This is a genomic window from Burkholderia sp. 4M9327F10, assembly GCF_005503145.1.
Taxonomy (GTDB): domain Bacteria; phylum Pseudomonadota; class Gammaproteobacteria; order Burkholderiales; family Burkholderiaceae; genus Paraburkholderia.
Window position 1 is genome coordinate 57063 of the sequence record NZ_SCNV01000033.1, and the last position, 25032, is coordinate 82094.

The window sequence follows — 25032 nt, forward strand, 5'->3', positions numbered from 1 at the left end:
TTCCCGTTCCAGCTAAAGGAGCCAAGAAACAGGAACTGCGAGGCACTGCGCTTAGGGAATTGCTGCGGAAGGAAACAGTGGGGTGGCTGATGGGACTCGAACCCACGACGACAGGAATCACAATCCAGCCGTCAATTTCCGTGCAAGCATTGTCGCCTCGGGCTTTCGCCAATCGGCTTTCGGAATAAAAGTGCCAATTCACCCCACGGTTTTATGCGGTTCTCCAGAGACCCGTTCCGAAAAATAGGAGCGCGTCGCGACGGTGATACACTGTATGCATATACAGTATTTTGGCCTTCGCCATGGCGCTCCTTCCAGATGATTTCGAAACGGTGTCGAATAACGAGTTGCGCCGGATCTGGGGTGAATTCCGAGATCCGGACGTCAGGCGACTGATACTCGAGGTGCACCGTGCGCGTCTCGTGATGAGCGATGCGCATGCAGATGCGTTGAACGTGATGTATGCGTTGTGGGACAAGAAGGACGACGAGGCGCTCAAGACCCTGAAATCGCAGATCGAGAGGCTGCAATGGGAGAAGGACCGCCTCGGAGCCCGAGGCGGTCTCATCCTAAGCTCTATTCGGTGGCGCGAGCCGCCTTCACTTTCCGACGGTCGTAATGGCGATGAGTAGTGGCGGGGTTGGAGTGGGCGGCGAAGTCGTACGCGTCGTCGTCACCTTGCTCGAGCTTCGCGGTAATCGCCGTCGGCCGGATATCGAGCATCGAGAAGTACGCAGGGTGTTTGGTGAGCTGCAGGTCCATCCCGCCGCGGATCGGGCTGTTCACGCGGTTCGCAATGCGCTGCGCTGCCTCGTGCATCTTCTTCGCCTCATACTCCCGGGCGATTCCCTTGTCGAACTGGCCGACATAGTGGTACATCGCGTCCTGCCAGACAGATCCCCACCCGCTCTTCGAATACGGCTGGCCGCGGCGGTTCGGAAACAGGAACAGGCTGTCGACCTTGCGGTCGCGTTTCGCGCGCTCGACCACGACGCGCAGCCGTGTCGACCAGTGGCGCAACTTCACCGTCTCTTCTTGCCCGCGCTTCCGTTTGGCGTTGGCTACCTTCACGCCGGCGTCAGTGATGCCGGACATATGGAACGGCCGGATCTCGGCGGCGCGAAAGCCGGTCAGGTAGCAGAACATCGCTGCCAGACCCATCGTTCGATACGCCTGCTCTTGCCGCAGCGACCATAGGTAGAAGCGCACCACCTGGCTGCGCTCGACCGTCCGGACGTCTTTATCGGCCTTGTTCAGCATCATTCCAACGAACGGATTGGCCTTCATCACCCCCCAACGAATGGCGTAGTTGCAGACCGTCTGCATCAGGGCCATGTCCTTGTTGGCGCCGATAGGCGCTCCCGCCTTAGCTCTCGCTTCCAGATACTGATAACCGTTATAGGTTTCCAGCTTCATCGGCGCCATACGCCCGAAAAACTTCGTCAGCCGATCGTACGCGCCTTTGCGGACGGCTAAACCGTCCTTCGATTGGTCGCGGAAATGCTCAGTGTCGATATCCTCCCGGAAGCGGTCGATCATATCGGCGACAGATCCAGCGAGTATCTTTCCAGCTTGAATGTCGAGCGCTTTACGCTTAGCGCTGCGCTCCGCGGCCGATATGGCAGTCCGGTCGCCTCGGGGCGCAGCGCCTAGCGTCTCACTTCGACCGTCTGGATGCTTGTACCAATACGAGACCTTGCGGACGCCAAAGCGCTTGTATAGGCGATCGATTCCGGTCGACTCATTGGTCGCCGGCTGCGCGTCATGCGAAGGCTTGGAGATTCGGAGTGGCATCGAACTTAGAAGAGTTTGAATCCGTCGAAATACCTAGTTTCCTGTCGCGATACTCGCGAGCGACCTTCGGCAGCCCGTTTTTATCGACGACGAAACGCCAATGATTGTCCGTGAGCCAGTGGGACATTGCGGTGCGCTGGTTTGGTTTGCAGCCGATAAGGTCTGCAAGCTCCTGGGCGGAAAGATAGTCGCTCATCTGTTCAACTCCTTCTCAGCGGCCGCAAGCGCGGCGTTGAGCTCGCTCATCGCTGCATCGCTGCCGCCCTTGTCTGGATGGGCCTTGCTGGCGGCCTTTTTAAAGGCAATGCGTACGGCCGGCATATCGCGGACTTCGGGCCCCACGCCGATCACTTCTCGCCAGTTGCGAGCGGCCGCTGGCGCCGGCAGCGACCGGAAACCAGCGAACGTCGCGCGCACGAGCGCGAGCGTACCGTGCCGCAGCTCGACGCGGCGCGCCTCGAGCACGTGATGAATCGCCTGCAGGTTCGCTGCCGGCGTCTCGTAGCGGTCGACCGGGATGCAGTACTGCGCGCCTTCCCACGTGAACCAGACGGCCACGCCGGGATCCGCGGGCCGGTCGGCGCCCAGGGTGACGTTGGACGACAGCACGACACCGCTGACGGGCTTGCCACTGTCACGACCGAAGAGGCGCAGTGAATCCTGCACGTTCTTCAGAGCACCGGCGAGCGTGGTCTTGAATGCCCCTTTTTCGCGACGGCTGGCGCGCGGCATCGATGCTGGCCAACTGAGTGGGTAAGCGGTCGTCATGCCGTGTATTCCTTCAGATCCTCGTATGCCAGAATCATCGCGATAACGTCGCCTCGCGCGAGAGCGCGCGTCGCGAGGTCGAGCGACGTCCGGATCATCAGTGCACCCGGCGCGCCGGCGGGGCCAATCTCGACGTAGTGGCCGAGGATCTTGGTTACGCGCCCGATTTCGTCCGGCAGCGCGTCGGCGAGGGACCTGGTTTCGATCATGTGATTGCTCCGAGTTCGTGCATCTGGCGCAGTTGCTCGGCTACGGCCGCCGGCACGTCAAAGAATCCGAGGGCGCCTTTGCACTCGACAAACGGGATGGGCTTCGGATCTGCCATCCGGAAACCGAACTGTTCGTGCGCGTGCCACTGCGACGCGTCGGCACCCGGGGGAAGGCAGTCGACAATCGTGGCCACGCCGACGATGCCCCCGCGCTCGAGCTGCTCGCGCGGGGGAAAGAACGAGCGGTAGCCGACGTGCATAGCCGTCGCGAGGCCGTCATCGTATTCGTCGCGGGTCATCGTCTTGCCGGCATGGATCAGCACGCGGCCCCGAAAGCGAGTCGGCCAGGTGCGGTTTTCGATGTCCTTGTGGCCGTTGACGATCAGCCACGCCCATGGCTGGCGGACGGAAAGTGCTTTCATGCTACGATTTCTCCAGAACCGATAGGGGGAAACCATGGTCGACGAACGCAATCACATTTATCGCGGATTCGAGATGACGTCCGGCGTCGACGGAAAGCCCGACGGCTTTTATGTGGGGCTGCAATGGATGCGCTTGACGACACAGGGGTCGCGGATGAACGTACCTATTGACGGCGTTGCAGCAGGCCGATTCGCTGATCTCGAAGGTGCGTTTAATGCATCGTTTCAGCGCATCCGGCAGGCAATCGATCGTCATATCGATGGCTAGTCGACCTGATAAGTGGAAGGTCGATTCGCCTTTTCCGTTATCGCTCATGCCTTTTGCTCCTCAATACCCGGACGCATGTTGGTCTTGCCGAACATCGCCCGATGCCAGTTGGCGAGCGCGGCCGCAGTGGTGATGATGTGGTGCTCAGCCTTCTCGGTGTTGCCGGCGGCGTGCGCGTGCAGGGCTTTGCCAGCCAGATAGCCGACGAGCCAGAACCACGCGGCCGGCGTCTTGTCGCCGTCATCGGCGCCGCGCGTCTGATGCTGGAACTCGGCCTCGATGCTGACCGCCTTCCAGAAGTCGTCGGAGTGCGGTGTGTGGATGATGGCGTTGAGACGCGCGATCTCGTCGCGCAGGTCCTGAGCACCGTCCTCGTCGAGCCAACCCTCCGGCAGCTCAGGCCCGTCGTCGGGCTCCCCCATACTTCGTAGCTCATCCCCGTCCTCTCCCAAGCATCGCCAGCTCAACGCGCTGGCGCATTTCATCCGTATAGCCCTTGATCTCGCCTTTCAGAGGGGGAGGCGTTGGCGCGGCCGCTACCGATGTGTTTAGTCGTTCCTTCGGCCCCTTCTTCGCACCGGCGACCTTGTAGCGCACTTCCTTTTTCGCGTTGTTGCTGACCTCGATGCGGCTCTTCGAGAGCAACTCGGCGATGACGGGCTTGACCGTGCCTTCGTCGACCCAGAAGGTACTCGCGAGCTCGGCCAGCGTCATCGAGCCGCCGCGAATCTGCGTGAGCACCTGGTCGGCTGTGACGACGCGGGCTTTCACTGTTTGCTCCGCAGCGCGTCTTGAATCAACGTCATGAACAGGTCGTAGCGGCCGGTTTCCATGCAGCCGCCGGCGATGCTTGCAATCTCCGATTCAGAGAGGCCATGCGCGGACGCGGGCGGCTGGGGAACATACGGGCCGTGCAGCGTCAGTGTGTCGAGGAAGCGCTCGGGCGCGAGCTCGTTGTCGAGCCGCGTGTCCCAGATCTTGCCGTCCTGGGAGACGAGCACCACGAGGAGGTTCGGCTGTCTCGAATCGCCGCCGATATAAACGCCTTCGTTCTCAAGCATCGCACGCACCTTCGGCTGCACGAGGTCGATCTCTTCTGCTTGGCCGATCAAAATGGGGTTGTTCATTTCTGCACCTTGGGTATCAAAACAGTTCGGTCTGCACTGGCTGACGATGCTCGGGGCAGCAGTGAAAGTCCGCGCTGATCTCGTGCGCATGCTTCGCGCAGAGATGCCGATCACATGTCTTTCCCGGCTTCGTTACATGGTCGCACTGGAAGCCGCTTGGCGCGCCGCAGCCGGCAACCGAGCAGCGATGCACGCGCTTCCTCCCGCGGGTGCAGACGATGCCGGAGATGCCGCTGGGCAGACGAAAGGGCGTGCAGGGCATGATCGTTACTTGGCTTCCGGCGCGTAGTCGATGCCGTCGGTGGGGTGGTAGGGGTTCGAATGCTTCTGGCCGTCCAGGCGGATGTTCACGTACTGACCATCAGCTCCCGTGATGACACCCGGCTTGCCAAACGCGGTGACGCGCTGGCCGCGCTTCGGGTCGACGCCGTAATACGATTTGATGTAGTCGAAGCTCATGGATCAGGTCTCCAATGAACGGGGGTAGGTTTGAGTGAAGGCGGCATTTACGGCATGCCCACAGCCGCGTACGACATTTGCGAGTGCCGCGCGATCGCGACGGCTGGCGGTCGCCTGGTCGAACAATCCGAAATAGGAGTTGGCGCGCTTGACGAGATCGCCGGCCGGCGCAGTCGCAACGCGATGCAACGCTTCATTACGAGTGCGTTTGCGCGTTGAACGACGCCACGGCTTGATGACCTGACCGACGAAGTCCACACCGCGCTCGACAGGCTGCAGTATTGTCTTGCTCGGATTGAGCTGCACGCCGAGCCGCATCGGCAGGAAGGACGTCACATCCGCGAGGATCTCGTTGAGGCGCTCGGCCGACTCGTCCAGAAAAATGAAGTCGTCGACGTAGCGGATGTAATGACGCACGCGGAGCTGGTGTTTCACGTGCTGGTCGAACACATCGAGCAGCACGTTCGCCCCGAACTGGCTCGGCAGGTTGCCGATTGGCAGCCCGAAATCCACGGGCTGTTCCATCAGGCGCTTGTGCGGCGGCACGCGTTCCATCAACCGCCGATCGCCACGAAACTCAAAGTCAGCGCGCGGGTCATGCATCAACACGAGCTCCGTCAACACGCGCCAGAATGGCTCGCGGATCCTCTCGAGCAACAGTTCGAGCACGATCCGTTTGTCGATACTGACGAAGAAGTTGGCAAGATCACACTTCAGGTAATAGGCGGGACACGCCCAGTTCCGGGTGACCGAACGGATCTTCGCCTCGAGGCGGCGCGCGGCGTATAGAGTGCCGCGCCCCTTGATGCAGGCGCACGAGTCGGCGATGAATGCGTTCTCGAATCGTGCGTGGATCCGGTTGTAAAGCAGGTGATGCACGATCCGGTCGCGGAAGCTGGCGGCCCAGACTTCTCGGATCTTCGGGCGCTCGACGCAAAAGCAGATCGACGGGCCCGGACGCCATGCGCCGCTGACGAGCTCATCAAACAGCTCGACGAGATTCGGCTCTCGTTCATGTTCGAAGAGGAGTGCCGAGTAGGTATTGAGCTTGTGCCGCCTGCAGTCAAAATAGGCGTGCACGAGCTCGCGAAAAGAAAAGTCAGCATGGCCATCGAATCGTCCCGCGAATCGATCTGCGGACGGCGACAGCGCCGAACTCGTTGTCCTTGTGGTTCCAGTTCTGGTTGCCATTGTCGAAGTTCTGGACGTACGCGTTGCTCGGGTTGTCCGGGTGCTGCGCCCATTCGTGCTATCCACGTCGCCCGGGCGAAGGCTCGCGCCGATCAGCCGGGAAACTGCGCCGGACCGTTCCAGACACCGCTGGTGGTTTCCGTTATGCGCTTGTCGGTGGGCTTGTGGCCCAGCGGCACGACCAGATAGATGCTCTGTCACGGTCGCCTTGACGGCCGTGAAACGGGCTGCTGTGCGGAATAGTTTCTCCATCCCATAGCCTGTTTTCCAAGATCACTCGCGAGACCGACTGCATCGGCATAAGCCAGCGTCGATATCAGGCGCAGATCAACGCAGACACCCAGGTCGACCTCAACGTCCGTGAGGTCGTCGAGAAGCAGGTCGAGATGGGGAACCTTATCGTTGCCGCTTGCCTGATTCGCATGCCGGATGTGCTTCAGGATCGTTCGCGAGTGCCCCACGAGCCGCGCGCCATCGACGGATCGATAGTTGCGGTCCATGCGGGCTACAAGCCGACTGGTGAGCGTTGTGAGCTCCCGCGCCGTCTTGTAAATTTTCAGGGTGGTATGGAGGGCCATGCTGCGAAATGACTTAATGATTCAATGATTTACTGCGGACGGCGACAGCGCCGAACTCGTAGTCCTTGTGGCCCCAGACCTGGCCGCCATCGTCGAAGCCCTGGACGCACGCGTTGCTCGGGTGGTCCGGGTGCTGCGTAGCCGACCATGCACCGTAGCCGTCCAGGGCCTCAAGGATCTTGTCGCCCACCGTTACGAACAGATGGGTGAGCTCGAAGATCGATGGCCAGAAAAAGTCTCGATGGCCGTCGATATCAAGTGATGTCGCGTGTTTCGCGATTTCGTTATCCGGATCGGCTTCGAGAATGGCGCGAGTGTTCGCGGCGCCGTCAAACAAGTTCGTCGCACCGGCGACATTGCCCGTTTTCCCCCAGCGTTTGCGCTGGAGCATTTGAACGAGATCGACGATCAGGATCCGAGGCTCGGAGCCATCGCGCGGCGTGAAAATTCCGCTGTTGAGGCCGCCTTCGCCTTCCCAATAGGCACCCACGCGAGGTGCCTTGATAATGGTGGTGTTCATGAAGCTCCTTGGTGAGAAAGTGAAACGGGTTAGCCAGCGAAATAATCGAAGGGACAAATAATTGAGCTGCGGACGGCGACAGCGCCGAACTCGTTGCCCTTGCGGTTCCAGTCCTGGCTGCCATCGTCGAAGTCCTGGACGTACGCGATGCTCGGGTAGTCCGGGTGCTGCGTAGCCGACCACATCACTACAGGCTCAAATGCCTCGGAGGCACCCGGCAGGAATAGGGCGAGTGACGTGCGCGGGGGCAAGTCTGCGGTATAGACGTTGGTGGGCGGCCAGCTGCTCGGGTTTGCGCCGCAGTTGCCCTGCCAGTTCTTTTCGTCGGTCGGCTTCGCCATCCGGTAAATGCGCTCGAGCTGTTGGAGCGCAGGCAGATGCCAGTCGTCGCGGCCATCTATGCGCAGATCGATCGCCCATTGCGCGAGCTTGCTGCCGGCGGCCGCCATGGCTTTGGTGCCAGCGGCGCCGTCGACGAAGTCGCATGCATCCGCGAGGAGCTCATAGCTGTCGTGCCAGACGGTCGGAGCGTGGTGGCCGCCTTCGGCCTTCGGCGCGGAGATCTGCGCCTTCAGAAAACCTCCGTGCACATAAAGGCCGTTCAGGAAGCCGCCGTCAAAGCGCTCGCCGATGGCGGGCAGCGTGCCGATGACCGTGTTCAATTCGGAAAATGCGTTCACTTCGTTCTCCAATGTCTGATGTCGAATTTCGAAAAAGGCCCGGGCCGAAGCCCGGGCAAGACACACGTCGCGCCCCGAGGAAAAGCGCGCCGTCCCACTCAATTCGAAAGCGTGATCGCCGCTAGCTTTGCCTCGTTGGCAAGGTTCACGTAGTGCTGCCGCGCGAGCGCACGTGCCGCTTCGCGCATGATGAAAGCATCGTTGTCGTCGATCTGCAGGGCTGCGCGATTGCGCAGGCGTTCGATCAGATTGGCGTCGGTACCGGCCGGCGGATAGAGCGCGTCGACGAAGCGCTCGAGCGCCGCGACGGATCCGGACACGCTTTGGTAGCCCTCACGTCCGATGCGGCCGTTGAGCAGCACCATGAGGCCGGCTGCGCGAGCCGTTTCGAGGATGTCAGTCATGATCAGGGTCCCACGGTGGTGGGAAAGGGCCACGCGGCGGCTGGCGATAGTTCAAGGCGCGCCGGGGATGTTTTAGGCTTCGCCGCGGACTTGCGCGGTACCTTCTTGGCCGCGACCTTCTTTGCCGGCACTCCCTTTACCGGTGCGGGCGCGACAGGCTTCGCGACTGGCGGCTTCTTCACAGCCGGGATCTTCTCGGCCGGGATCTTGACCTGCGCCTTCTTCGCCGGCGCGGCCTTCGGCTTCGGTTTCGCTTTTTCCTTCGCGGCCGCGTCGAGCTGCTTTTTGATTGCAGCCGGATCGATACCCCGCGCGCGGGCTGTCGCCTCAAGCAAATCCGGACCACGTGATGAGTAGGTCGCAGATACCGACTCATCGATAAGCGCGATATCCATCACGAGCTGCGCAAGCACCTCTGGGTCGTTTCTCTCGATCTCGTCGAGCTTCTTAGCGAACTCCGCTTCGGTGAGCCCCTTTACGCCCCACTCGTACAGCTTCGTGATGCGCTTCTGGTTTTCACTCCAGAGCCGCCGGTAGAACGTGAGGGCGACCATTTTCATTTCGAAGTCGCTTAACCCCTTGATACCTTGCTTGGCGCGCACCTGACGGAATAGCTCGCCGCGGTAAGCGTCAGCAGCCTTCTTCTTTGCGTTCGCAGCCGCCTCGCCGCCATTCGACGAGCTGGTGCTGCGCGCCTGGACGCCCTTATCGGCCAGAACCTTTTTCAGGTCTGATCGCTGCATCACATCGACGAGCTTGTTGTTGTGTGGATCCTCGAAGAGCGCGGCTTCCTTCACTGCCTTGGCGCCGATGATTTGGCGATAGGTGCGGTACTTCGGATCGTCGGAGCAATGGTCGTCCAGATTGACCCAGCCGCCAGTCATCTGGCCATACTGGTTGGGCTTGACCTGCTTTGCTTCCTTCCCAGCGATAACCGTGCGGCCCGTTGCTTCGGCTTCGGCGCGCTTCAGCGCGACCGCCGCTGCACGCTTCTTCTCGAAGCAGCCGGGGTCAGTGCAGATCTCCTTGCTCTTCACGTCGTCGAAGAGGTCGGTTTGATTACCGGTGCGTTTCGGGCACGGGCCGCACGCGCCGGCCGCGGGAACAAGCTCGGCATCTGACGGCTTGAACGGCGCCTGATCCAGCCGGAGCATGTAGATCTTCTGAACGTGCTCCGAAGCACGCTTCGCGGACATCGCCGTGCCGGTCCAGTCCTCCGCAGTGATCTCTTTCGCGGCTTTCTGCTGCAGATCCTCGGGGAGCCGGGCGACGATGAGCGCGGTGCCGGCGTTCAGCTTGCCGTCGAAGAAGAGCTTGCGTGCCGGCTCGATCAGCGCCGTGAGCTTCAGGCGCTGCGCGACGTAGGTGCGCGTTTGGCTGACTTCATTAGCGATCTGTTCGACAGTGTGGCCGCGGTCGACAAGCGCCTTGTAGCCGTCGGCTTCCTCGAGGGGGTGAACGTCTTTGCGCTGCAGGTTCTCGATGATCTGGATATGCAGCACTTCGTCGTCAGTGAGATCCTTGATCAGCACCGGCACATCGGCTTTGCCTGCGGCCTCGGCCGCGCGGTGCCGACGCTCGCCGGCGACGAGCTCGTAATCGCCGGGAACGTTAGGCCACGGTCGAACGAGCAATGGCTGAAGCACATCGTGCTTCTCTACACTGGCGGTCAGCTCGAGGTGCTCGGCTTCCGGAAAACGCTTGCGCGGGTTCGTCGGCGATCGTTTGATCACGCCGATAGGAAGGCGGCTAGGGAGGGCGGCGGTTTGCGTCTTCATGTCGTCGGCTCAATGCGTGGTGTGCGGAGCGACCGCCGGCGCGAAGATCGCGCCAAGCAGGCTGGCCAGTGCTTCGTTGCTGAATGCGACACCGGAGCGCTCTGCCGGCGTCTGACGTCGGCGGAACAGGTCGAGCGCGTGCCGCCATTCCTCATTCGATTTGGGCGCGACGAGCCAAACGAGTGTCCAGTTGCCCGGACCATAGACACTGTCGTAACGGCGAAGGTTGTTCGCTCGCGTCGCGTTGAGCGGCTCGACAATGTCAGGATCCTCGACGCGCATCTCGTGATCGACACCGAGCGCGAACAGGAAGTGCGGCATCGTGTAGTTATCGAACTTAATGCAGCCGACACGCTGACCGTCTTCGCCGAGTGCCACGACGGACTGGAGGTGGTCGCTGGGCCGCGAGTCGTTGAAAAGGAAAATCTTCTTCATGGCGTTGATCCCTTCGTTTTGTGCGTCACGCGCCGACGCTGGGCGGCGCGCACATGCGCGCGGGTGAGTCGATACGCATCCCGAAGCGAGATGCTGTTTGCCTGCAGGTCGACCAGCAATTGCCAGAGGGTCGGCGGGCGCGGGCGCGGGCGGCGGTGCATGCGGATCCTCAAAAAACGGGCGCTATGCAAGCCGCCCACCAAAAAAACTCGCCGGACAGGGGTCACAGCCGGCGAGAGACCACCGCAAAATCAGTTGTGCAGCTCCGCGAGCACCAACAACGCGCGCGTCTGAATCGCCTCGAGTTCGATTGAGGCGTCTTCGGTCTGGATCGTGATGCCACCGCCAGCCCAAGCGAGTAGCTGCAGCTGGCCGATCGACACGACGAGCAACGGCTTTCGACCGGGTTTTGCGGGCGTGGCGACTACATCAGCTGGTGCTGGTGCTGGCGCCGGCGCGGGTACAGGCGTCGGCTCCGGCGCGGGCGCGGGCGTCGCTGCTGGTGCTGGCGAAGGTGCGGCGGGCGGCTTGGCAGCTGCCGCTTCTTTCGTCCTGCTTTGCTTGCGCATTGCGACGATCGCTGTCGCCTTCTCGAAATGGGAGATGGCTTTGGGAACCGGCGTCGGCTCGGTGGCAGGCTTGGTGCCCACTTCGCCACCGACGGTATATTTGCCGTCGACGCGCACAATGCGGCCTTCCTTCAATGCACGATTGATGAAAGGCGTGATGCCGGCTTTGGACGTGATGCCGAGCGCTCTACAGAGATCCGCAGCCGGCGAAGGACCGTTAGCACGCAGGTATGCGATCACCTCATCGGCGCGAGTCGCGTGCCGGGTCTCTTCGATCTCGGTGAGCTTCTTCGGAAGAAAATTGTTCGCCCATGCCGTGGCCAGAGCCGGCGTTGCGGCGATGCCGCCGACATCGGCATCAGTAGCCACCGCTTCCTTGGCGACTGCCTCGGGCGGCTCGATGTCGACCGCGGCGCCGGAACTGACGCCGGGAAACATATGGGGATGGGCGACGTTCTTCACGGTCAGGCCTCGATCGCCAATGCGAGGCCGAACATCACGCGCTCGCGCTCGTCCGGAGTCAGCACCTGAACGACGCGGACGATCCTCGCGCGAAGGCACTCGAACGACGTGCCGATCACGCTGCAGTCCGGATCGTGCGCCAGATCTTCGGGCTCGACCTCGTAGACGGCCGCGGTGCGCGCCGGCGCGCCTGCGGCAAAGATAAAGGCGGCGTGCGCATCGGTTGTCACATAGACGCGATCGCGACGGTGAATGCTCGCGGCGCCGAACTCGCTGCACGACTTGGTCAGCAGCGTAACGACGGGCGGCAGCAGGAACTGTCCTTTCTGCAGGTGGCCAACGCCACCGTGGTAATAACGCATGTCACTTTCCCCAACGGGAGGCGCGCCGCGACCGCGCCCCCGTTTGATCCCGTACATCGTTCGCGGGGGAGGAAGAATCGAATTCGGCGTCGAACATTGCGCCGACGCGCACGGCCGCATAGGCTGCAGCGCCGAGCGTGAATAACGCGAGGAGGATGAGATCGCGGACGCTCATGACCGGGCCTCTTCTTCCGAGATCAGCTTCACGCCCTTAGCCGCGGCGGTGAGCTCGACGATTCCCTTGAAGGTCTTGAGATTCGCGAGCATTTCGCGCAGATTGCTCTCGGACAGCCCGAGTTCGAGCGCTCGCTCGACGGCATGAATCGCACCGCGTTGGACGAGGTGCTGGGCGATGAGCGTCGGGCCGTCCATTTCGGCGATTCCGGCGTTCGCGCTATCCCAATCGGTAATGTTTTCGATAGAGGCCACGATTCGCTCCTAGTCGAGGTCGTTGGCGGCGCGGCGCTTGATATCGACGCACTGATCGTCGAAACCGAGCGATGCCTGATGGACGGGGCGCGCGGGTACGCGCGGCGAGCGGCGCACGCGGGGGTTCGGCTCGCGCTGGGCGTGGGCCTGCGCATTGACGGCGGCGCGCACGGCGGGAGGCAGGTCGCACGGCGATGGGAGACCCATCGCGCGGCACACAGGCTCGAGCGCTTCGTCGGGGAGATGGACGGGAACCGGTCGCATGGCGATCACACGCAATGAGTGAGCGAACACGACGTATCGCCGGCGGCGACGCGGTCCTGATACTGCATATAGCCGGTCACAAGCAGATAGACGAACAGCAGCCCGAGGATGGCGAGCGTGTTACGGATGATCCGGAAGGCCGACTTCACAGCGCGCGCGCCGCGCCGGGTGCTGCCGGTGGGTGTTGCTGACTGTTGGTCGGACATCGTTCGCTCCATTGAGTGGCGCTGCGTTGACCGAAATATAGGCTAGCCGATAAATGCCTGTCAATAGGGAAAACTATATTTTCAAATATGGGCGTAAAAAAGCCGCCCGAAGGCGGCAAACATAGGTGAGCCTATGTTTAGCGAGCGTGTCCGACGTGGACGTTGAGTAGGTGATCTGAGACGGCCAGCACCATCCTCAACAGCGCGAGCGCGTGCGGTCGCTGGACGACGATCGGCGGAAAGCTGATATCGCCGTGCGGCGATATCTCAATGTGAAGTGACGAACCTGGACCTGATGGGGGCTGCGTTTCACTTCGGCTTTCGGCGCGGCCCTTGCGCCGGCGGAAGGTCGATAGATCAACGACGTTTCCGCTGTCCTTCGCCCCGTGCGGCTGTGGCATGTTTGCTCTCGCTGTTGCCGGGTACGGCGAGCGCAATTGCCTCTCGAGCCTTCCGGTCTAATTCTGATTCTGGAGTGGGCGCTTCAGAGACGATCGCGGGATTAACGGTGCTTTTTGGCCGCTTTGCTTCGATTGTGTTTTGGAGAATTTGGAGTATCGGCGCCAGCTCCTGCTCGGAGAGGCCGGCCACTTGGGCTTGCAGAGCGGCGACGGCAAGCTTGTGCGTCGTATCACTGAGGATCCGGCCTCGGTGGGCTTGGTCAATGTGGAACAAAAACTCCATCGTGGCGCGAAGCGATGCATTCGATGGTATCTGAGGGGAGAACCGTGCGAGCTCAATCCACTCCGGTAAGTGCAAAGGGTCAAGGTCGGCTGTCGGTTGGGCGTCATCCGGATCGAACATTGGACCGCGTTCTTCTGCGAGCCATGCCGCTTGAACGCCGGTCGCCCGCGCGAGGGCGACCACGAACGAGGTCCCAAGGCTGTTTCCGTTTTCCAGGTCAGAGAGCGTCGGCTGACTCATGCCAACACGCTTCGCGAGCGCTTCCTGAGTGAGTTTGGCGTGCTTGCGCGCCGCCTTAAGTCGTTCGCCGAGTGTCATATCGGAATTCTTATACAAAGCGCCATAGCTTTTCCGATTGACGCGAGTTATAGGTGTGGCTATATTTCTGGCCATGAACATGGAACCCGACCTCCAAAGCATGGTGCTCCGACTGCTCGGTGCCGGACGCACGCAGCGCGCCATCGCCGATCGCATCGGCTGCAGCCAGCCGACGGTTTCGGATATCGCATCCGGAAAGATCGGCAAGAAGCGGCCGGCGTATTCGCTGGTCAAGGGCCTCGAGGCGATGTTGGCGGAGTTGCCCGATGAATCCGCTGCGGCGCAGAGCGATGCTCGAGCGCCGCACGAGGCGGGCGCGTAGATGAAATCTCTTTTCACCTTTCTCACGGTCCTGGCTGAAGGCACGCTCGCATACCTCTGGCTGGCGCTCGGATACGAAACCGCAGGCCGGGCGCTCATCTTTTACCTGTGGGTTTGCGCGATTCTCTTTGTGCTGGTTGCCGGGCTGATCGGGCACCCGAAATTCAAGCTGCCGCCGAAGAGCAGGTCGCCGCGCCTGGTTCGCTACTTCTATCCCACCGCTATCGCCGCGCGCGTTCTCGGACTGGCGGCAATCGGTCGTCCGGTGTTGGCGGGCATCTACCTGGTCGGCGTGGTGCTCGTCTACCTGATTCTCAACGGCGCCGAGAAGCCCACTGCCGAGTCGAAGGAGGGCGCCTGACATGCGCCGCTTCCAGTCGATGTTTATTCGCGTTCGGGGCCGTCTCAGAAAGCGGACGTGTATCGCCGCGTCAATTGTGAGCACCTCTCGTATCAGGCCGATGCTTGGTGATGCGTCACTGCTACGGGAGTGGGCGCCTTGGCTTGCTTGGCCCGGCGAAGACATCGGTCTGTTTCGTGAACGGATGGCTTCGCGCCTCGCTCGCGACGCTGGCATCGAAACGTTGCGCACTGAAACTGGCTCCGATTGGAGCGAGTTGCTGGCGCAGCGAAAGAAAGAAATCGATGGGTTTCGCGAGTTCGGACTATCGCCCCGACACTTGCGACCTGGCGTCCGCGTCCCCGCATTGAACGAAGGCGAGGTAATTCGCACAGTTGGCGCTGACTGGGCGGATTTGCTGAGGCAACGCGAGGACGAGATTCGGGCTACGCGCCCCGATCTTTTGAAGTCGGCAGTATCGCCTTCTTCCCTCGAAGAATTCCATCCTGCAGCTCGTCCGAGAGCGTCGTATTCAACGATAGTGCGAGCATTTTTTCGACGCTTTTCGCCACTGCGACTGCTGTGGCACTGGGATCGGAGGAAGCAACGATGAGCGCTCGGAGCGCAGCATGCGCTGCCAATACCTGGCCCTCCGCTAACGCAAGTTCTTTCTCGAGGCGGTCTACTCGCTCTTCGAGCGTCGGTTTCGCCGGTGCCTGTTCGTTTTCGTCCATGAGGGTTCCCCTTCGTTTTGAAACGGTGTGTGTGAGAACTACCGATTCTAAACGGGGAGTGAACCCTCGCCATTTCTGTCGCGGAGCGCGGATCTGTGCGCCGGGCGGCGCCTGAGTTTTCGAAGGTTTGCATGAGGTTCATGCAAAAAATTTTCGCTGCCCGCCGACCGGTGTAGCAAGAGGTGTATCGATGACATTTGACTATCACAGCGCCACTGCCCGACCGCGCGGCAGGCCTATCCATCCGCCGGCTTCGGCCGACGCGCCGCACATGCCGCGGCTTCGTTTCCTGCCCCGCGAGCAGGTCGAAGCCTGCGCAACTTTCCGCGATGCGTGCGTGCTGGCGTGGAAGAGCCGCACACACCCAGGCATGACCGAGACGTACCTGGCCGCAGTGTGTGATCTGACGCAGCAGCACGTGTCCGAGTACTTCCAGGTCGACGAGCGTGACGAGAAGGGACGCAAGCGTCGCCAGTTGCCGGCCGACAAGGTGGGCGCAGTGCAGGAGCAGCTCGGCAATTGTGCGATCGGCCAATGGCTGGCGCGCGACATGGCGGTGCGGCTCGTCGAGGAATTCTTCGCAGCGGAGAGCGTGCGGTGACAGAGGCCGAGGCCGATCGGCTTACCAAAGAGGCGTTGCGCACGGCGCACGCCCGGGCAGGAGACAGTGAGTCGGCTACCGAGTCCGAGCTATTTCGGATGATGCGTAACGACGTGCGACTGCAGGAAGCGTTCGTCGTGGTGGGCATTGCCCGGCTGCGGGGATCACAGAAAATTTTCCACTGACGGGGCGGTCATGAACTTGCACTACCTGATCGACGCAGTGATGCGAGCTGCCGTGGGCGCGCTCCTGATCTGCGCATTCTTTCCCGTGCGCCAGCGCTTCGTTCGCCAACTGAGCGTTGGCTTCGCCGTTTCGCTCGGGATCGCGCTGCTCTGGAGTCACTGATGTACCTGCTGCAGATCACGATCCTTTACGGCGCATTCGACGCGATCCTCGACCGTATGGGCTTCGGCACGGACCGCTGGCAGTACTGGGCGCTTAACGCTCTCGCCATCACGATCTCGGTGGTCTCAATGATCGATGTACGCAAGCACAAGGGGAGCTGATGTCTCACCACTTAACGAATCTCACCTGGGATATCGACGGCGCGGCCATCGATATCCATTCGCACGGCCTGCTGGTGCTGCTGCGTCTCGCGCATCTGAGCGTGCAGAGCACCGGCGAATGCTGGGTGACGGTGCCCGAGCTCGCGGTCAAATGCCGGATCTCCGACAGCGGTGTGCGCCGACAACTGAAGGTACTCGAGGCGATGGGCTTCGTCATGCAACTCAAGGAAGGGCGCCGCACGTCATTCCGCATCAACGTGGCGCCGCGCAATGACTGAAGCAACCAAGAAGCGGCTGCCAATGAACGCCGGCCTCGTTGAGGCCGCGATCCGCCGCCACGTCGACCACCGCGCGAACACGCTAATTCCCGAGGCGCCGATCCGCATCGGACGTTACGGCGAGTACCGCGCGGACTTCTTGATGATCACGGCCGCCGGCTACGGTACCGAGCTCGAGGTGAAGGTCTCGCGCGCCGACTGGCGGGCAGATCTGTCGAAGCCGAAGTGGCGCGATATGCCCGACTGGGTGACGCGCTTCATCTACGTGGTGCCCGAGGATCTCGGCATTCCCGACTTTGTGCCGGAACTCGCTGGCGTGTGGCACGTGGTGCCGCGCGTCGTCACGCTCGACAAGTACTCCGACGAGGAACGCCGTGGAACCGACGGATACGAGATCGTGCTGGCGCGTGCGCCGAAGCTCCTGGGCCGCGAGAAAGTCCCGCCGGCGGTGGTGGCGAAGTGGATGAAAAACTTCTACTACTGCTATTGGGACCAACGCATCCATGCCGAACGGCGTATCGCGCGGCACGTTCGCGAGGGTGTCGCAGCATGAAGCCATGGACGTGGCGCCACGCCATTATTAACTCGCCGCTGCCGTCTACCACGCGGCACGTTCTCCTCACGCTGTCCTGCCACGTCAACGATGCTGGCGAGCCCGCGTACCCGTCGACGGCGCTGCTCGCGGCCGAGACAGGCCTGTCCGAGCGCGCGGTCGTCACGCACCTGCAGAGCGCTGCCGGCCTCGGATGGCTGATCGTGCAGAAGCACGGTTACGGTGGCCAGAAGTGGGCACGCAACCAGTACTACCCACGCGTGCCGGACGGTTTCGAGTTGCCGGATCGGGATACGCGAGGCACTGAAGCTGGTTCAGTGCCTTCAAAAACGGGGCGAAAGTCAAAGGCACTGAAGGACGTTCAGCAGCTTGTGGATAACTCAGGTGCAGAAGGCACTGAAGGAGGTTCAGTACCTTCGGAAAAGGCACTGAACGTCGTTCCAGAAGGCACTGAACCTGACGACACAAAGGCACTGAACCACGTTCAGTCTAATACTGCAGTAAACCCTGCAGTTAACACTGCAGCAACAGCAACGCGTGAAGCCGATGAAAATCCTGCTGCCGCTGCTGCTCAAAAAATAGGCAAACCCGAAAACACCGAGGGCGAGCTCACGGACCTGCTGATCGATCTCGAACGGCAGCGAGGCAAATCCCTGACGATCGACCGAACCCGCGATCGCGTCCACGTGCTGACGTGGATCGGCAAGGGCGTGACGGCCGAGCAGCTGCGCGCTGCACACGCTGCAGCGGTTGCGGCCCGCGATCGCGACACAGACAGCAGACCGACGTATGCCGGTTTCGTGACGACATTCATCGACCAGACGCTGGCGCCGTCGACCAGCGCGACCGCTGCCGGCACCGATGGCGACTGGTATCGCGAGCCCGAGGGCGTGGATGCGCGTGGTGCCGAGTTGGAGCAGCGTCCACGCAGACCTGACGAAGACTGGCGCTATTACCGCGTGCTGGTGGCGAAGGCCTCGCGCGAGCCGCGGGCGATCGAGTTCGTGCTCAGCGACGCGCAGCGCTTCAACCAGGTCGATCTCTACCAGCTCGCACGCAAGACGTTTGGCGACGCACTGATGCCCGTGGACGACTACGCATCATGAGCGCGCTCACCTTCGACGATCTGCCGATCGAACTCACAGCACTGCTCGAGCGCGATTCGTGGGTGCGCGTCGCCGCCTCGGCGTATCGCCGTGACACCAGTGGCGATGCTTGTAGCTGCGTTGATCTGGCGCTGGCCGAAATGATCGACTACCTGCAACAGTCCGTCGCTGGCCTTTTCAGCCATCGCGCGGCACCGGGTCCTTCGGTATCTGTTTGGCACCCTCAACGACCGCTCTCTTATTTTTCGATTGACGTGACATTCGACGCCGGCACTGACAAATGAGCAACGTCATCGACATCGATGCCCTGCGCGTCGCCCGCAAAAACCGCCACGTGCAGCCGGTCGGCGAATGCCGCCACATGCACATTACGCTCGACGACAACGGCGACATCGTGAAATGCGATGACTGCGGCGTCCAGCTTTCCGCTTACTGGGCGATCGGCCATTTCGTTGAGTACTACCGGCGCGCCATTGCGAAGCTGACACACGCGCAGAACGCATTGAACCAGGCGCAGGAGCAGGGCGTTCACCTGATCGCTGCCCGGCGCGTCGAACGCGCGTGGCGCTCGAGGACCATGGTGCCGGCATGCCCGCACTGCGGCGAAGGCATCGGTCCGAAGGATGGCTTCGGCGGTACGCAGATCAACAAGGCGATTTACGAGCGGCGCCGGGCCGCAAAGAAGGGAGGCGCATGAAGGTAAGCGAACTGAGTGGCGCGCTGCTCGATTACTGGGTCGGCTGCGCGAACAATGGCAAAGGATTCATCGGGCGCATTGCGGAATATACGGACGGGAAGAGACATTGTGTTGTGCCGGATGGGGTCCGTGGCGAAAGCGGCTGGACGGGCAGCCGGATATACGCACCTTCATCCGATTGGGCAGTCGGCGGCCATTTCATCGAGAGCCAAGGCATCTACATACTCAATTACTACGCTCACCCGAAGCCGGATGCAACGCTGGTGTGGACAGCCGAGATCCGCGGGTCTGAATCCTACGCGGGGCCGACACCACTGGTCGCAGCAATGCGTGCCTTTGTCGGTTCGAAGTTTGGCGAGGAAGTGCCCGACGAGGTACCGACGTGAAGGTCCGTGAACTGATCTGCGACCCGCTCGATATCTGGGTATGCCGTGCCGAGCTCGAGGAGTTTACAGGCGCGCGTCTCGACTCCGGGGTCATGGCTGCTGTCAAGGCGAAGCTCGGTCACGATCTCCCGTATTGGCCGTCGCGCGACTGGCGTACTGGCGGCTTGATCATCGCCCGCGAGCGCATCGCCGTTATTCCTGATGGCGATGAGTGGGTCGCCCTGTGGCGTCCGGATAGCTGGCCGACCGGCGTAGTCTCGACCGACGGTCCTGCGATGACAGGTCAGACCGCGCTTATTGCCGCGATGCGCTGCTTCGTGGCTTCGAAATTCGGCGACGAGGTCCCAGCATGAAGGCGACCATTCGCGCCGACGGGATGCTCATCGTTAGACCGGAATCGGACCTCGAGGCTTATGCGCTCAGTCGGTGGAGCGGTGAGAACCTCAAGACCGATTGGTACAACGTGCGCAGCACGGGTCACGCCGTCATGGTCGACCTGTCGGGGTATGACGTTCGCGTCCCCGGGTACGCTGCGGGCATAGCGCCGTGAGCAAGAACACCGTCAGGTTCCCTGAGAGCGCGATCGCCGACGGCTTCGTCGGTACCGCGCGGATCCGCGAGGAGATCGCTCGCGCCGCGCACGAGCTTGCCACGGCGGATATGTCGCCGCTGAGGGGCGCGATCAAGAAGCTGGTGAGCTTCACCGATGCTTTGCCGATTGCGCGCGCAGTCGCCGCGCAGACGGGGCAGACGCCCGAGAAGGTGATGGCCGACCTCCATGCTGCTGATTATTCCCGCTCGGCCTCGCCGCTTGAGCGCATGCAGGCGCTGGGGCGCCTTGGCCGCGGAAACATGAACAAGACGGAACAGGCCTACGTCGCCGAGGTTCTCGACCCGGAGCTGCGTGCCGGCTTGATTCTCTGGTACCGCTTCGAGGCGATCAAGCTTCGCCTCGCCGACAACACCTTTCTGACCGTTGATTTCCCCGTCATCACCGCCGCCGGCGAGCTCGAGTTCCGCGAGGTCAAGGGGCGATGGACTGACGACGCGCGTGCGAAGACGAAAGTCGCCGCGGCGCAATACCCGTTTCGATTTTTCGCAATTTACCGCGTCGGCCGACACGGCTGGCGTTCTGAAGATCTCACCAGTCGCAGCTGGTGAGCCCCTCATTTCACTCGGAGAAAAGAGACATGGCCAAATCTAATGCAGAAATTCGCGCCGCTGTGCGCACTGCTGAAGCGCGCATCAGTCGATATCGCGGCGAAGACAACCGGGACGACGCTGCACGCAACGAGGGAAGGGAAGAAGACCGAGCCGACATTACGTCGCTGCTTGTCGCGGCACACGAAGCGGCGACATCTCTCGAGGACGATCTGGAAACGTTGCGCGAATGCCTGTCGCCAGTGATGGATGCCGTTGGAGTCGTCAGCGAGGATGCGATGGACTCAGACGATTCGATCGCGCCGGCGATCAAGAAACTCGAGCATCTAGTGAAGCGGATAAGTGACGCCGGGCGCGCCGTTCGGTTTCTGACGCGCAGCGCTCGCATCTAGCGGGGTTCGAGGTGAAGCTGACCTTCATCATTCCCGGCGCGTTCACGGTCTACGGCGTGCCGCAGAGTGAGCGGCGCCGCTGCTATATCAGGTGCGAGGTGGTCGAGCTGGTTCGCTGGCACTCCATGGAGACCCGAGTCACGCTGCGCGGATTGCGTCCGGCGCGGACGTCCTATACCGCTTACGTTCGTTTGCCCGGTTGGATCACCCCCCCGGATAGTTGGCCGCGCCTCGAGACCGGCGAGGTTGAGCTCACCGTGCCGATGCGTTTCAACCGGCGCATCCCGTTTCCCCAATTTCCCGTTGGCGTCGATCGCGTGCGGCCGTACGCCGGGGAAACGATCCGGAGCGAAGCATGCTGAAGCGCACGAAGCCCATCGAGCGTCGCACGCCGCTGGCGCGCACCGGCTTCTCGCGCAAGCCGAAATCGCCGTTCAGCAGCTTGGCCAACGCCACGACAACGCGATACCGGGCTCTGGCTAAGCGCCGCGTGAAGAAGCCGACGGTCGCCGAGGGCTCGAAGTACTTGGCGGCCTGCCGCGGCGAACCCTGCTACCTGAACGTCCTTTGCGCGCGCAGCGATTGGGCTGATCCGACCGTCGTGCCATGCCACGACAACCGTCTCGGCTCGGGCAAGGGGATGGGGCTGAAGGCAAGGAACGACCGCACGCTCCCCGGCTGCATGCTCTGCCATCGATGGCTTGATCAGGGACCTGCATGCCGTGAGGAGAAATTTGCAGTATTCGACTGCGGGTTTGCACGCTGGGAGCCCATCCGCGCACGGAAGATGGGAATCGGGGAGGCAGCTTGAAAATAGTTCTGGAGGTTCAGGTCCCGCAGGAAGTGACCGTTTTCTACGGGAAGTACAAAAACCGCATCTCGGCCGTCGAGGATCTGGTGCCGCTTCACACATCGGTCCGCGCGCTTCGCCGGATCGTAATTGATGGCGTGCGGGACGAGGTCGCGATCGAGGCCTTGGCGTTCATTCCGGAGCGGTGCCGGAAAAGCATTCTGGGGCCGCGCTCGAAGTGGATCGACGACGAATATCGCTGGTGCCTCGTCTACATCCAGGACAACCGCAAGACGCTGACGCAGTTCATCGCGAGCGGCGAACACGAGCGGAAAGTCGGGGAGAACATCTAATGCCGCGCGCTCGTTGGCTCCCCGAAGACGATGCTCTCCTGACGGAGATCTGGAAGGACCCTGCGCCCATCAAGACGCAGCTCGACAAATTCCCCGGGCGCACCGAAGCCGGCCTCGGCGCCCGCGCGACCGTTCTGAAGCTGCCGGACCGCCGCATGTTCGCGAACACCGAGCGCGGTGCGGCGACCACGTTCGCCCGGCTCCAGCAACTGCTCGAGGCGAAGCCCGGCACGATGGACGAGCTCGCTGCCCGCGCTCATGTGTCGAAAGCCACCGTGCGCCGATTTATCCAGACACAGCGTGCGGACATCCATATCTTGAAATTCCGCCCGCGCGGTGAGAACGGTTACGCGGCTGCTGTCTGGACGTGGGGGCCGGGCGAGGATGCGCAGCGGCCGCCGCCGAAAGCCCCCAAAGATTGCGCGCTGGCGTATTACCGGCGCATGCGCCGTGATCCGTTTTTTAGAGCCAAATGCTCGGCGCGTGCGCACCGCCGCTATGAGACGAAGAAAGGGACTTGGGTGCGCCGTGATCCCGCCGCGGTGGCGCTTTTCGGGCCGGCGACTCCGAATGATGACAGCGGAACTTGAAGACTGGCAGTTCGACGACCCAGCCACCGTGCTCGAGAAGATACGGGGCGAGCGATGCGCCGATTGCATGCACGCCGTGAAGCGCGTCGACGACAAGGGACTGCCAAAGATGGTTTGCAGGAAAGGCAAGAGATACGGAACGCGATGCGCGAAATACAAGGAAACCACATGACCGATACCGAACAGAAGCTCTTCCGCACGCCGCAGGATGCGCTTGTCTTCGCCTTCAACTATTCGACACAGACGCGCGATCGCTCGGCAATGGATAGAATGGCTGCCCCATCACCACGCACGGGCAAAGGGCTCAGCGGTAACGACGGCGCGGCGCAGGCGGGCATGATCCGCCGCGAGCTTGAGCAACTGACGGATATCGAGCGGGCGGTGCTTGTCGCACGCTTCGCTCCGCGTTCGTCGCCGTGCGCATGCGGGCGTGCATGCTGCTGCGGGCACATCCCAAATCCGGAGTATGCAGACGCGATTCGCACGCTTGAACAGGCAGCGATGGCCATACTTCCGTCGGGAACGCTGGTGCACTATCAACTGCGGCGCGGACTTGTCGAGAAGGCGACGGGCATCAAGATCGAGATCAAAGCCCTCGCAATTAAGTGCGGCGTCGCCGAGCGGACCGCATACGCGCACTGGGAAGTGATCAAGCACTGGTTTCTCGGGACCGCGAAACCGAAGAAATCGAAGGAAGCCAGGCGTAGGAGAGTCGCGGCTGGCGGCGGCGCCGCGGACATACCGGGCGAATCCGAACTGGTCACCGAGGTGGCCACCGCCGTCGATGGCATCGAATCAAAGGCTCGGAAGCACGCCGATGAACTGCTCAGCGCGCTCGACTGCGTGCGGTCGTGAAAGACAAACAGTTGACTTCCGTAAAATCGACGTTAATATACGCATCAATCTGACACTGTGAATAAGTGTCCCCAAAGCCTCGAGTCGATCGCGACTCGGGGCTTTTTCATTTGTGCTGCGAGGTTTGCCATGACGGTACGCGCTAAGTTTCAGCTACAGCAGGTGACGGCTAATCACTGGGGCCCGAGTAAGACCCTCAAGTTCTACGCCTCGTATGATCCGAGCATCCCTGAAGATCAGCGCTTTGCCAAGGCGACGCCGAGCGGCTCGTTCGAGATGACCGTCGACAATCCTGCTGCGCTCGAGCAGTTTGAACTCGGCAAACAGTACTACTTCGATATCACCGAAGCGCCGAACTGACTTCTGTTGCGGGTGTACGCCACCGGTAGACCAACGGGCTCATAACCCGATAGCAGCAGGTTCGATTCCTGCCCCGCAACCATTTCGCAGGTGAGCTGATGAACAAACCGAAGTCGAAGCCCGCACCAGTCGCAGCGGAGCGGCCGACGATCGGCAAAAGCGTCATCGTGCGCTCGCCGTTCTTTCACAGGCCGACCGCCGGCATTCTTATAGGCACATATGGCGACGAAACGGAAGATGTCGTGGTGCAGGCGTTTCCGGTCGGCCGCGATCCGCTGCAGATCCCTGCGATCCCGTATTTCCTCACCGAGCCAGATGAGTCGGTGAAGTCGGCAGTATGGCCGGCACCGTAACAATCTCGGTCAAGTCGAACGTCGACCAGTTCGAGCGCAGCCTGAACACGTTCGTTCGCGACCAGATCCCGTTCGCAACTTCGAGCGCGATCAACGCGCTCGCGAAGCAGGTGCAGTCGGCCGAGGTCGAAAACCTTCGCAGCACTTTGCGGAATCCGTCGCCATTCACGTTGCGATCGATCCGGATGACGGCCGCCCGCAAGGGAGCGCCAGAGGCGACCGTATTCGTGCAGGACAAGGCAGAGCAATATCTGCTGCCCTACGAATACGGCGGTGTGCACCAACTGCCCGGACCCGCGCTGTTCAACCCGAAGGACATCGATCTCAACGCTTATGGCCAGTTGCCGCGCGGCATCATGGCTCGCATGCGCGGACGCAAGGACATCTATATAGGCGTCGTCAACACTGCCAAAGGTCCGGTCAACGGTGTGTGGCAGCGTCTCGATATCTCACGTGCCGGTGCGCAGCGTAAGCGGCGTGCTGGACGCGGCAGTCTGCACGACAAACATCTCGGCGCGCTCAAACTGCTGATCCGTTTTGGCGATGCGTTGCCAGTGACGCAGCATCTCGATTACATGAAGCGTGGTCAACAGATCGTTGATCGCAACTTCCGCAAAGAGTTTGGACGGGCGCTCGCACGCGCCATCGCGACAGCTCGCTGACCCCGGGACCAGTCCCGACGATCCGCAGGCCCGCAGCGGCCCTCCCAGCCCCGTTGTGAAGGAG

Annotated in this window: 50 protein-coding genes; 26 read left to right on the forward strand and 24 right to left on the reverse strand. The window is 61.8% G+C overall.

The window, feature by feature from the left end; all coding sequences use genetic code 11:
- The first annotated feature begins 302 nt into the window (after positions 1 to 302).
- A complete protein-coding gene (locus FFS45_RS25740; protein ID WP_137957454.1) occupies positions 303 to 632 on the forward strand; it encodes a hypothetical protein in 330 nt (109 codons plus the stop codon).
- Here the strand turns inward: FFS45_RS25740 and FFS45_RS25745 are convergent.
- From FFS45_RS25745 to FFS45_RS25765, 5 genes are all read right to left on the reverse strand, one after another.
- Positions 577 to 1539, reverse strand: a complete 963-nt coding sequence (locus FFS45_RS25745) for a tyrosine-type recombinase/integrase (RefSeq protein WP_137957455.1) — start codon at positions 1537 to 1539, stop codon at positions 577 to 579. The genes FFS45_RS25740 and FFS45_RS25745 overlap by 56 nt on opposite strands.
- A 223-nt stretch (positions 1540 to 1762) precedes the next feature.
- Positions 1763 to 1990 carry a DUF4224 domain-containing protein gene (locus FFS45_RS25750; RefSeq protein ID WP_137957456.1) on the reverse strand — a complete coding sequence of 76 codons (228 nt, stop codon included), beginning with the start codon at positions 1988 to 1990 and terminating at the stop codon, positions 1763 to 1765.
- Complete coding sequence (locus FFS45_RS25755; protein ID WP_212745757.1) at positions 1987 to 2526, reverse strand: hypothetical protein; 540 nt, start codon at positions 2524 to 2526, stop codon at positions 1987 to 1989. The genes FFS45_RS25750 and FFS45_RS25755 overlap by 4 nt, the downstream gene beginning before the upstream one ends.
- Positions 2527 to 2558: 32 nt before the next feature.
- Positions 2559 to 2771, reverse strand: a complete 213-nt coding sequence (locus FFS45_RS25760; protein ID WP_137957458.1) for a hypothetical protein — start codon at positions 2769 to 2771, stop codon at positions 2559 to 2561.
- Positions 2768 to 3193, reverse strand: a complete 426-nt coding sequence (locus FFS45_RS25765) for an ASCH domain-containing protein (protein ID WP_137957459.1) — start codon at positions 3191 to 3193, stop codon at positions 2768 to 2770. The genes FFS45_RS25760 and FFS45_RS25765 overlap by 4 nt, the downstream gene beginning before the upstream one ends.
- Before the next feature lie 34 nt (positions 3194 to 3227).
- On the opposite strand from FFS45_RS25765, the gene FFS45_RS25770 reads away from it, so the two are divergent.
- Positions 3228 to 3461 (forward strand): hypothetical protein, encoded by a 234-nt coding sequence (locus tag FFS45_RS25770; protein ID WP_137957460.1) that lies wholly within the window; start codon positions 3228 to 3230, stop codon positions 3459 to 3461.
- Positions 3462 to 3505: 44 nt separating this feature from the next.
- On the opposite strand, the gene FFS45_RS25775 is transcribed toward FFS45_RS25770, so the two are convergent.
- The 18 genes from FFS45_RS25775 to FFS45_RS25860 form a co-directional block, all read right to left on the reverse strand.
- Positions 3506 to 3883, reverse strand: coding sequence for a hypothetical protein (locus FFS45_RS25775; protein ID WP_137957461.1), 378 nt, complete (start codon positions 3881 to 3883; stop codon positions 3506 to 3508).
- Between the two features lie 10 nt (positions 3884 to 3893).
- Positions 3894 to 4232 carry a hypothetical protein gene (locus tag FFS45_RS25780; RefSeq protein ID WP_137957462.1) on the reverse strand — a complete coding sequence of 113 codons (339 nt, stop codon included), beginning with the start codon at positions 4230 to 4232 and terminating at the stop codon, positions 3894 to 3896.
- The gene (locus FFS45_RS25785; protein WP_137957463.1) at positions 4229 to 4588 is read right to left on the reverse strand and encodes a hypothetical protein; all 360 of its coding nucleotides are present in this window, start codon (positions 4586 to 4588) and stop codon (positions 4229 to 4231) included. The genes FFS45_RS25780 and FFS45_RS25785 overlap by 4 nt, the downstream gene beginning before the upstream one ends.
- A gap of 267 nt (positions 4589 to 4855) precedes the next feature.
- Positions 4856 to 5047, reverse strand: coding sequence for a hypothetical protein (locus tag FFS45_RS25795; RefSeq protein ID WP_137957465.1), 192 nt, complete (start codon positions 5045 to 5047; stop codon positions 4856 to 4858).
- Positions 5048 to 5050: 3 nt separating this feature from the next.
- Positions 5051 to 6238, reverse strand: a complete 1188-nt coding sequence (locus tag FFS45_RS25800) for an RNA-directed DNA polymerase (protein WP_137957466.1) — start codon at positions 6236 to 6238, stop codon at positions 5051 to 5053.
- Positions 6239 to 6435: 197 nt separating this feature from the next.
- Positions 6436 to 6816 (reverse strand): four helix bundle protein, encoded by a 381-nt coding sequence (locus FFS45_RS25805; protein WP_137957467.1) that lies wholly within the window; start codon positions 6814 to 6816, stop codon positions 6436 to 6438.
- Positions 6817 to 6829: 13 nt separating this feature from the next.
- Entirely contained in the window at positions 6830 to 7336 is a 507-nt protein-coding gene (locus tag FFS45_RS25810) for a hypothetical protein (RefSeq protein WP_137957468.1), read from the reverse strand.
- Positions 7337 to 7365: 29 nt separating this feature from the next.
- Positions 7366 to 8016: a DUF1566 domain-containing protein gene (locus FFS45_RS25815; protein ID WP_137957469.1), complete on the reverse strand. Its 651-nt coding sequence runs from the start codon at positions 8014 to 8016 to the stop codon at positions 7366 to 7368.
- A 98-nt stretch (positions 8017 to 8114) separates the two neighbouring features.
- Complete coding sequence (locus FFS45_RS25820) at positions 8115 to 8420, reverse strand: hypothetical protein (RefSeq protein ID WP_137957470.1); 306 nt, start codon at positions 8418 to 8420, stop codon at positions 8115 to 8117.
- 2 nt (positions 8421 to 8422) lie between these two features.
- On the reverse strand, positions 8423 to 10198 hold the full coding sequence (locus FFS45_RS25825) for a ParB/RepB/Spo0J family partition protein (RefSeq protein WP_137957471.1): 1776 nt from the start codon (positions 10196 to 10198) through the stop codon (positions 8423 to 8425).
- 9 nt (positions 10199 to 10207) lie between these two features.
- Positions 10208 to 10633 carry a hypothetical protein gene (locus FFS45_RS25830; RefSeq protein WP_137957472.1) on the reverse strand — a complete coding sequence of 142 codons (426 nt, stop codon included), beginning with the start codon at positions 10631 to 10633 and terminating at the stop codon, positions 10208 to 10210.
- 251 nt (positions 10634 to 10884) lie between these two features.
- Positions 10885 to 11664 (reverse strand): hypothetical protein, encoded by a 780-nt coding sequence (locus FFS45_RS42150; RefSeq protein ID WP_137957473.1) that lies wholly within the window; start codon positions 11662 to 11664, stop codon positions 10885 to 10887.
- Between the two features lie 2 nt (positions 11665 to 11666).
- Complete coding sequence (locus tag FFS45_RS42155) at positions 11667 to 12026, reverse strand: hypothetical protein (RefSeq protein ID WP_212745758.1); 360 nt, start codon at positions 12024 to 12026, stop codon at positions 11667 to 11669.
- A 1-nt stretch (position 12027) separates the two neighbouring features.
- Entirely contained in the window at positions 12028 to 12201 is a 174-nt protein-coding gene (locus FFS45_RS41865) for a hypothetical protein (protein WP_171029751.1), read from the reverse strand.
- Entirely contained in the window at positions 12198 to 12455 is a 258-nt protein-coding gene (locus FFS45_RS25845) for a hypothetical protein (RefSeq protein WP_137957474.1), read from the reverse strand. Before FFS45_RS25845 ends, FFS45_RS41865 begins: the two co-directional genes overlap by 4 nt.
- A gap of 9 nt (positions 12456 to 12464) precedes the next feature.
- Positions 12465 to 12749: a hypothetical protein gene (locus FFS45_RS25850; protein ID WP_171029752.1), complete on the reverse strand. Its 285-nt coding sequence runs from the start codon at positions 12747 to 12749 to the stop codon at positions 12465 to 12467.
- Positions 12725 to 12925, reverse strand: coding sequence for a hypothetical protein (locus FFS45_RS25855; protein WP_137957476.1), 201 nt, complete (start codon positions 12923 to 12925; stop codon positions 12725 to 12727). Before FFS45_RS25855 ends, FFS45_RS25850 begins: the two co-directional genes overlap by 25 nt.
- Before the next feature lie 357 nt (positions 12926 to 13282).
- Positions 13283 to 14008, reverse strand: coding sequence for a helix-turn-helix transcriptional regulator (locus FFS45_RS25860; protein WP_212745759.1), 726 nt, complete (start codon positions 14006 to 14008; stop codon positions 13283 to 13285).
- Here FFS45_RS25860 and FFS45_RS25865 point away from each other — a divergent pair.
- Together FFS45_RS25865 and FFS45_RS25870 are read left to right on the forward strand one after the other, a co-directional pair.
- Complete coding sequence (locus tag FFS45_RS25865) at positions 14007 to 14249, forward strand: helix-turn-helix domain-containing protein (protein WP_171029753.1); 243 nt, start codon at positions 14007 to 14009, stop codon at positions 14247 to 14249. The genes FFS45_RS25860 and FFS45_RS25865 overlap by 2 nt on opposite strands.
- The gene (locus FFS45_RS25870; protein WP_137957478.1) at positions 14250 to 14609 is read left to right on the forward strand and encodes a hypothetical protein; all 360 of its coding nucleotides are present in this window, start codon (positions 14250 to 14252) and stop codon (positions 14607 to 14609) included.
- A gap of 425 nt (positions 14610 to 15034) precedes the next feature.
- Here FFS45_RS25870 and FFS45_RS25875 read toward each other — a convergent pair whose 3' ends face one another.
- Positions 15035 to 15322, reverse strand: a complete 288-nt coding sequence (locus FFS45_RS25875; protein WP_137957479.1) for a hypothetical protein — start codon at positions 15320 to 15322, stop codon at positions 15035 to 15037.
- A 190-nt stretch (positions 15323 to 15512) separates the two neighbouring features.
- On the opposite strand from FFS45_RS25875, the gene FFS45_RS25880 reads away from it, so the two are divergent.
- From FFS45_RS25880 to FFS45_RS25980, 22 genes are all read left to right on the forward strand, one after another.
- The gene (locus tag FFS45_RS25880; protein WP_137957480.1) at positions 15513 to 15923 is read left to right on the forward strand and encodes an XRE family transcriptional regulator; all 411 of its coding nucleotides are present in this window, start codon (positions 15513 to 15515) and stop codon (positions 15921 to 15923) included.
- Entirely contained in the window at positions 15920 to 16108 is a 189-nt protein-coding gene (locus tag FFS45_RS25885) for a hypothetical protein (RefSeq protein ID WP_137957481.1), read from the forward strand. The genes FFS45_RS25880 and FFS45_RS25885 overlap by 4 nt, the downstream gene beginning before the upstream one ends.
- Before the next feature lie 10 nt (positions 16109 to 16118).
- Positions 16119 to 16271, forward strand: a complete 153-nt coding sequence (locus tag FFS45_RS41870; RefSeq protein ID WP_171029754.1) for a hypothetical protein — start codon at positions 16119 to 16121, stop codon at positions 16269 to 16271.
- Positions 16271 to 16432 carry a hypothetical protein gene (locus FFS45_RS41875; RefSeq protein ID WP_171029755.1) on the forward strand — a complete coding sequence of 54 codons (162 nt, stop codon included), beginning with the start codon at positions 16271 to 16273 and terminating at the stop codon, positions 16430 to 16432. Before FFS45_RS41870 ends, FFS45_RS41875 begins: the two co-directional genes overlap by 1 nt.
- Positions 16432 to 16710, forward strand: coding sequence for a winged helix-turn-helix domain-containing protein (locus FFS45_RS25890; RefSeq protein WP_137957482.1), 279 nt, complete (start codon positions 16432 to 16434; stop codon positions 16708 to 16710). Before FFS45_RS41875 ends, FFS45_RS25890 begins: the two co-directional genes overlap by 1 nt.
- The gene (locus FFS45_RS25895) at positions 16703 to 17263 is read left to right on the forward strand and encodes an MmcB family DNA repair protein (protein WP_137957483.1); all 561 of its coding nucleotides are present in this window, start codon (positions 16703 to 16705) and stop codon (positions 17261 to 17263) included. Before FFS45_RS25890 ends, FFS45_RS25895 begins: the two co-directional genes overlap by 8 nt.
- Positions 17260 to 18369, forward strand: coding sequence for a helix-turn-helix domain-containing protein (locus FFS45_RS25900; protein ID WP_137957484.1), 1110 nt, complete (start codon positions 17260 to 17262; stop codon positions 18367 to 18369). The genes FFS45_RS25895 and FFS45_RS25900 overlap by 4 nt, the downstream gene beginning before the upstream one ends.
- Complete coding sequence (locus FFS45_RS25905; RefSeq protein ID WP_137957485.1) at positions 18366 to 18653, forward strand: hypothetical protein; 288 nt, start codon at positions 18366 to 18368, stop codon at positions 18651 to 18653. Before FFS45_RS25900 ends, FFS45_RS25905 begins: the two co-directional genes overlap by 4 nt.
- Positions 18650 to 19066: a hypothetical protein gene (locus tag FFS45_RS25910; protein ID WP_137957486.1), complete on the forward strand. Its 417-nt coding sequence runs from the start codon at positions 18650 to 18652 to the stop codon at positions 19064 to 19066. Before FFS45_RS25905 ends, FFS45_RS25910 begins: the two co-directional genes overlap by 4 nt.
- A complete protein-coding gene (locus FFS45_RS25915; protein WP_137957487.1) occupies positions 19063 to 19452 on the forward strand; it encodes a phage protein NinX family protein in 390 nt (129 codons plus the stop codon). Before FFS45_RS25910 ends, FFS45_RS25915 begins: the two co-directional genes overlap by 4 nt.
- Positions 19449 to 19805, forward strand: a complete 357-nt coding sequence (locus tag FFS45_RS25920) for a phage protein NinX family protein (RefSeq protein WP_137957488.1) — start codon at positions 19449 to 19451, stop codon at positions 19803 to 19805. Before FFS45_RS25915 ends, FFS45_RS25920 begins: the two co-directional genes overlap by 4 nt.
- Positions 19802 to 20002, forward strand: a complete 201-nt coding sequence (locus FFS45_RS25925) for a hypothetical protein (RefSeq protein ID WP_137957489.1) — start codon at positions 19802 to 19804, stop codon at positions 20000 to 20002. Before FFS45_RS25920 ends, FFS45_RS25925 begins: the two co-directional genes overlap by 4 nt.
- Complete coding sequence (locus FFS45_RS42460; protein ID WP_249362927.1) at positions 19999 to 20613, forward strand: hypothetical protein; 615 nt, start codon at positions 19999 to 20001, stop codon at positions 20611 to 20613. The genes FFS45_RS25925 and FFS45_RS42460 overlap by 4 nt, the downstream gene beginning before the upstream one ends.
- A 29-nt stretch (positions 20614 to 20642) precedes the next feature.
- The gene (locus FFS45_RS25935; RefSeq protein ID WP_137957490.1) at positions 20643 to 21005 is read left to right on the forward strand and encodes a hypothetical protein; all 363 of its coding nucleotides are present in this window, start codon (positions 20643 to 20645) and stop codon (positions 21003 to 21005) included.
- An 11-nt stretch (positions 21006 to 21016) separates the two neighbouring features.
- Positions 21017 to 21367: a hypothetical protein gene (locus tag FFS45_RS25940; RefSeq protein WP_137957491.1), complete on the forward strand. Its 351-nt coding sequence runs from the start codon at positions 21017 to 21019 to the stop codon at positions 21365 to 21367.
- Positions 21364 to 21816: a hypothetical protein gene (locus FFS45_RS25945; protein WP_137957504.1), complete on the forward strand. Its 453-nt coding sequence runs from the start codon at positions 21364 to 21366 to the stop codon at positions 21814 to 21816. Before FFS45_RS25940 ends, FFS45_RS25945 begins: the two co-directional genes overlap by 4 nt.
- Complete coding sequence (locus FFS45_RS25950) at positions 21813 to 22148, forward strand: hypothetical protein (protein WP_137957492.1); 336 nt, start codon at positions 21813 to 21815, stop codon at positions 22146 to 22148. Before FFS45_RS25945 ends, FFS45_RS25950 begins: the two co-directional genes overlap by 4 nt.
- Positions 22148 to 22738 carry a hypothetical protein gene (locus tag FFS45_RS25955; RefSeq protein WP_137957493.1) on the forward strand — a complete coding sequence of 197 codons (591 nt, stop codon included), beginning with the start codon at positions 22148 to 22150 and terminating at the stop codon, positions 22736 to 22738. The genes FFS45_RS25950 and FFS45_RS25955 overlap by 1 nt, the downstream gene beginning before the upstream one ends.
- A gap of 54 nt (positions 22739 to 22792) precedes the next feature.
- Positions 22793 to 23593 carry a hypothetical protein gene (locus FFS45_RS25960; protein WP_171029756.1) on the forward strand — a complete coding sequence of 267 codons (801 nt, stop codon included), beginning with the start codon at positions 22793 to 22795 and terminating at the stop codon, positions 23591 to 23593.
- Between the two features lie 129 nt (positions 23594 to 23722).
- Entirely contained in the window at positions 23723 to 23953 is a 231-nt protein-coding gene (locus FFS45_RS25965) for a hypothetical protein (protein ID WP_137957495.1), read from the forward strand.
- Positions 23954 to 24051: 98 nt separating this feature from the next.
- A complete protein-coding gene (locus FFS45_RS25975) occupies positions 24052 to 24306 on the forward strand; it encodes a hypothetical protein (protein ID WP_137957496.1) in 255 nt (84 codons plus the stop codon).
- Positions 24291 to 24968: a hypothetical protein gene (locus FFS45_RS25980; protein WP_137957497.1), complete on the forward strand. Its 678-nt coding sequence runs from the start codon at positions 24291 to 24293 to the stop codon at positions 24966 to 24968. The genes FFS45_RS25975 and FFS45_RS25980 overlap by 16 nt, the downstream gene beginning before the upstream one ends.
- Positions 24969 to 25032 lie beyond the last annotated feature (64 nt).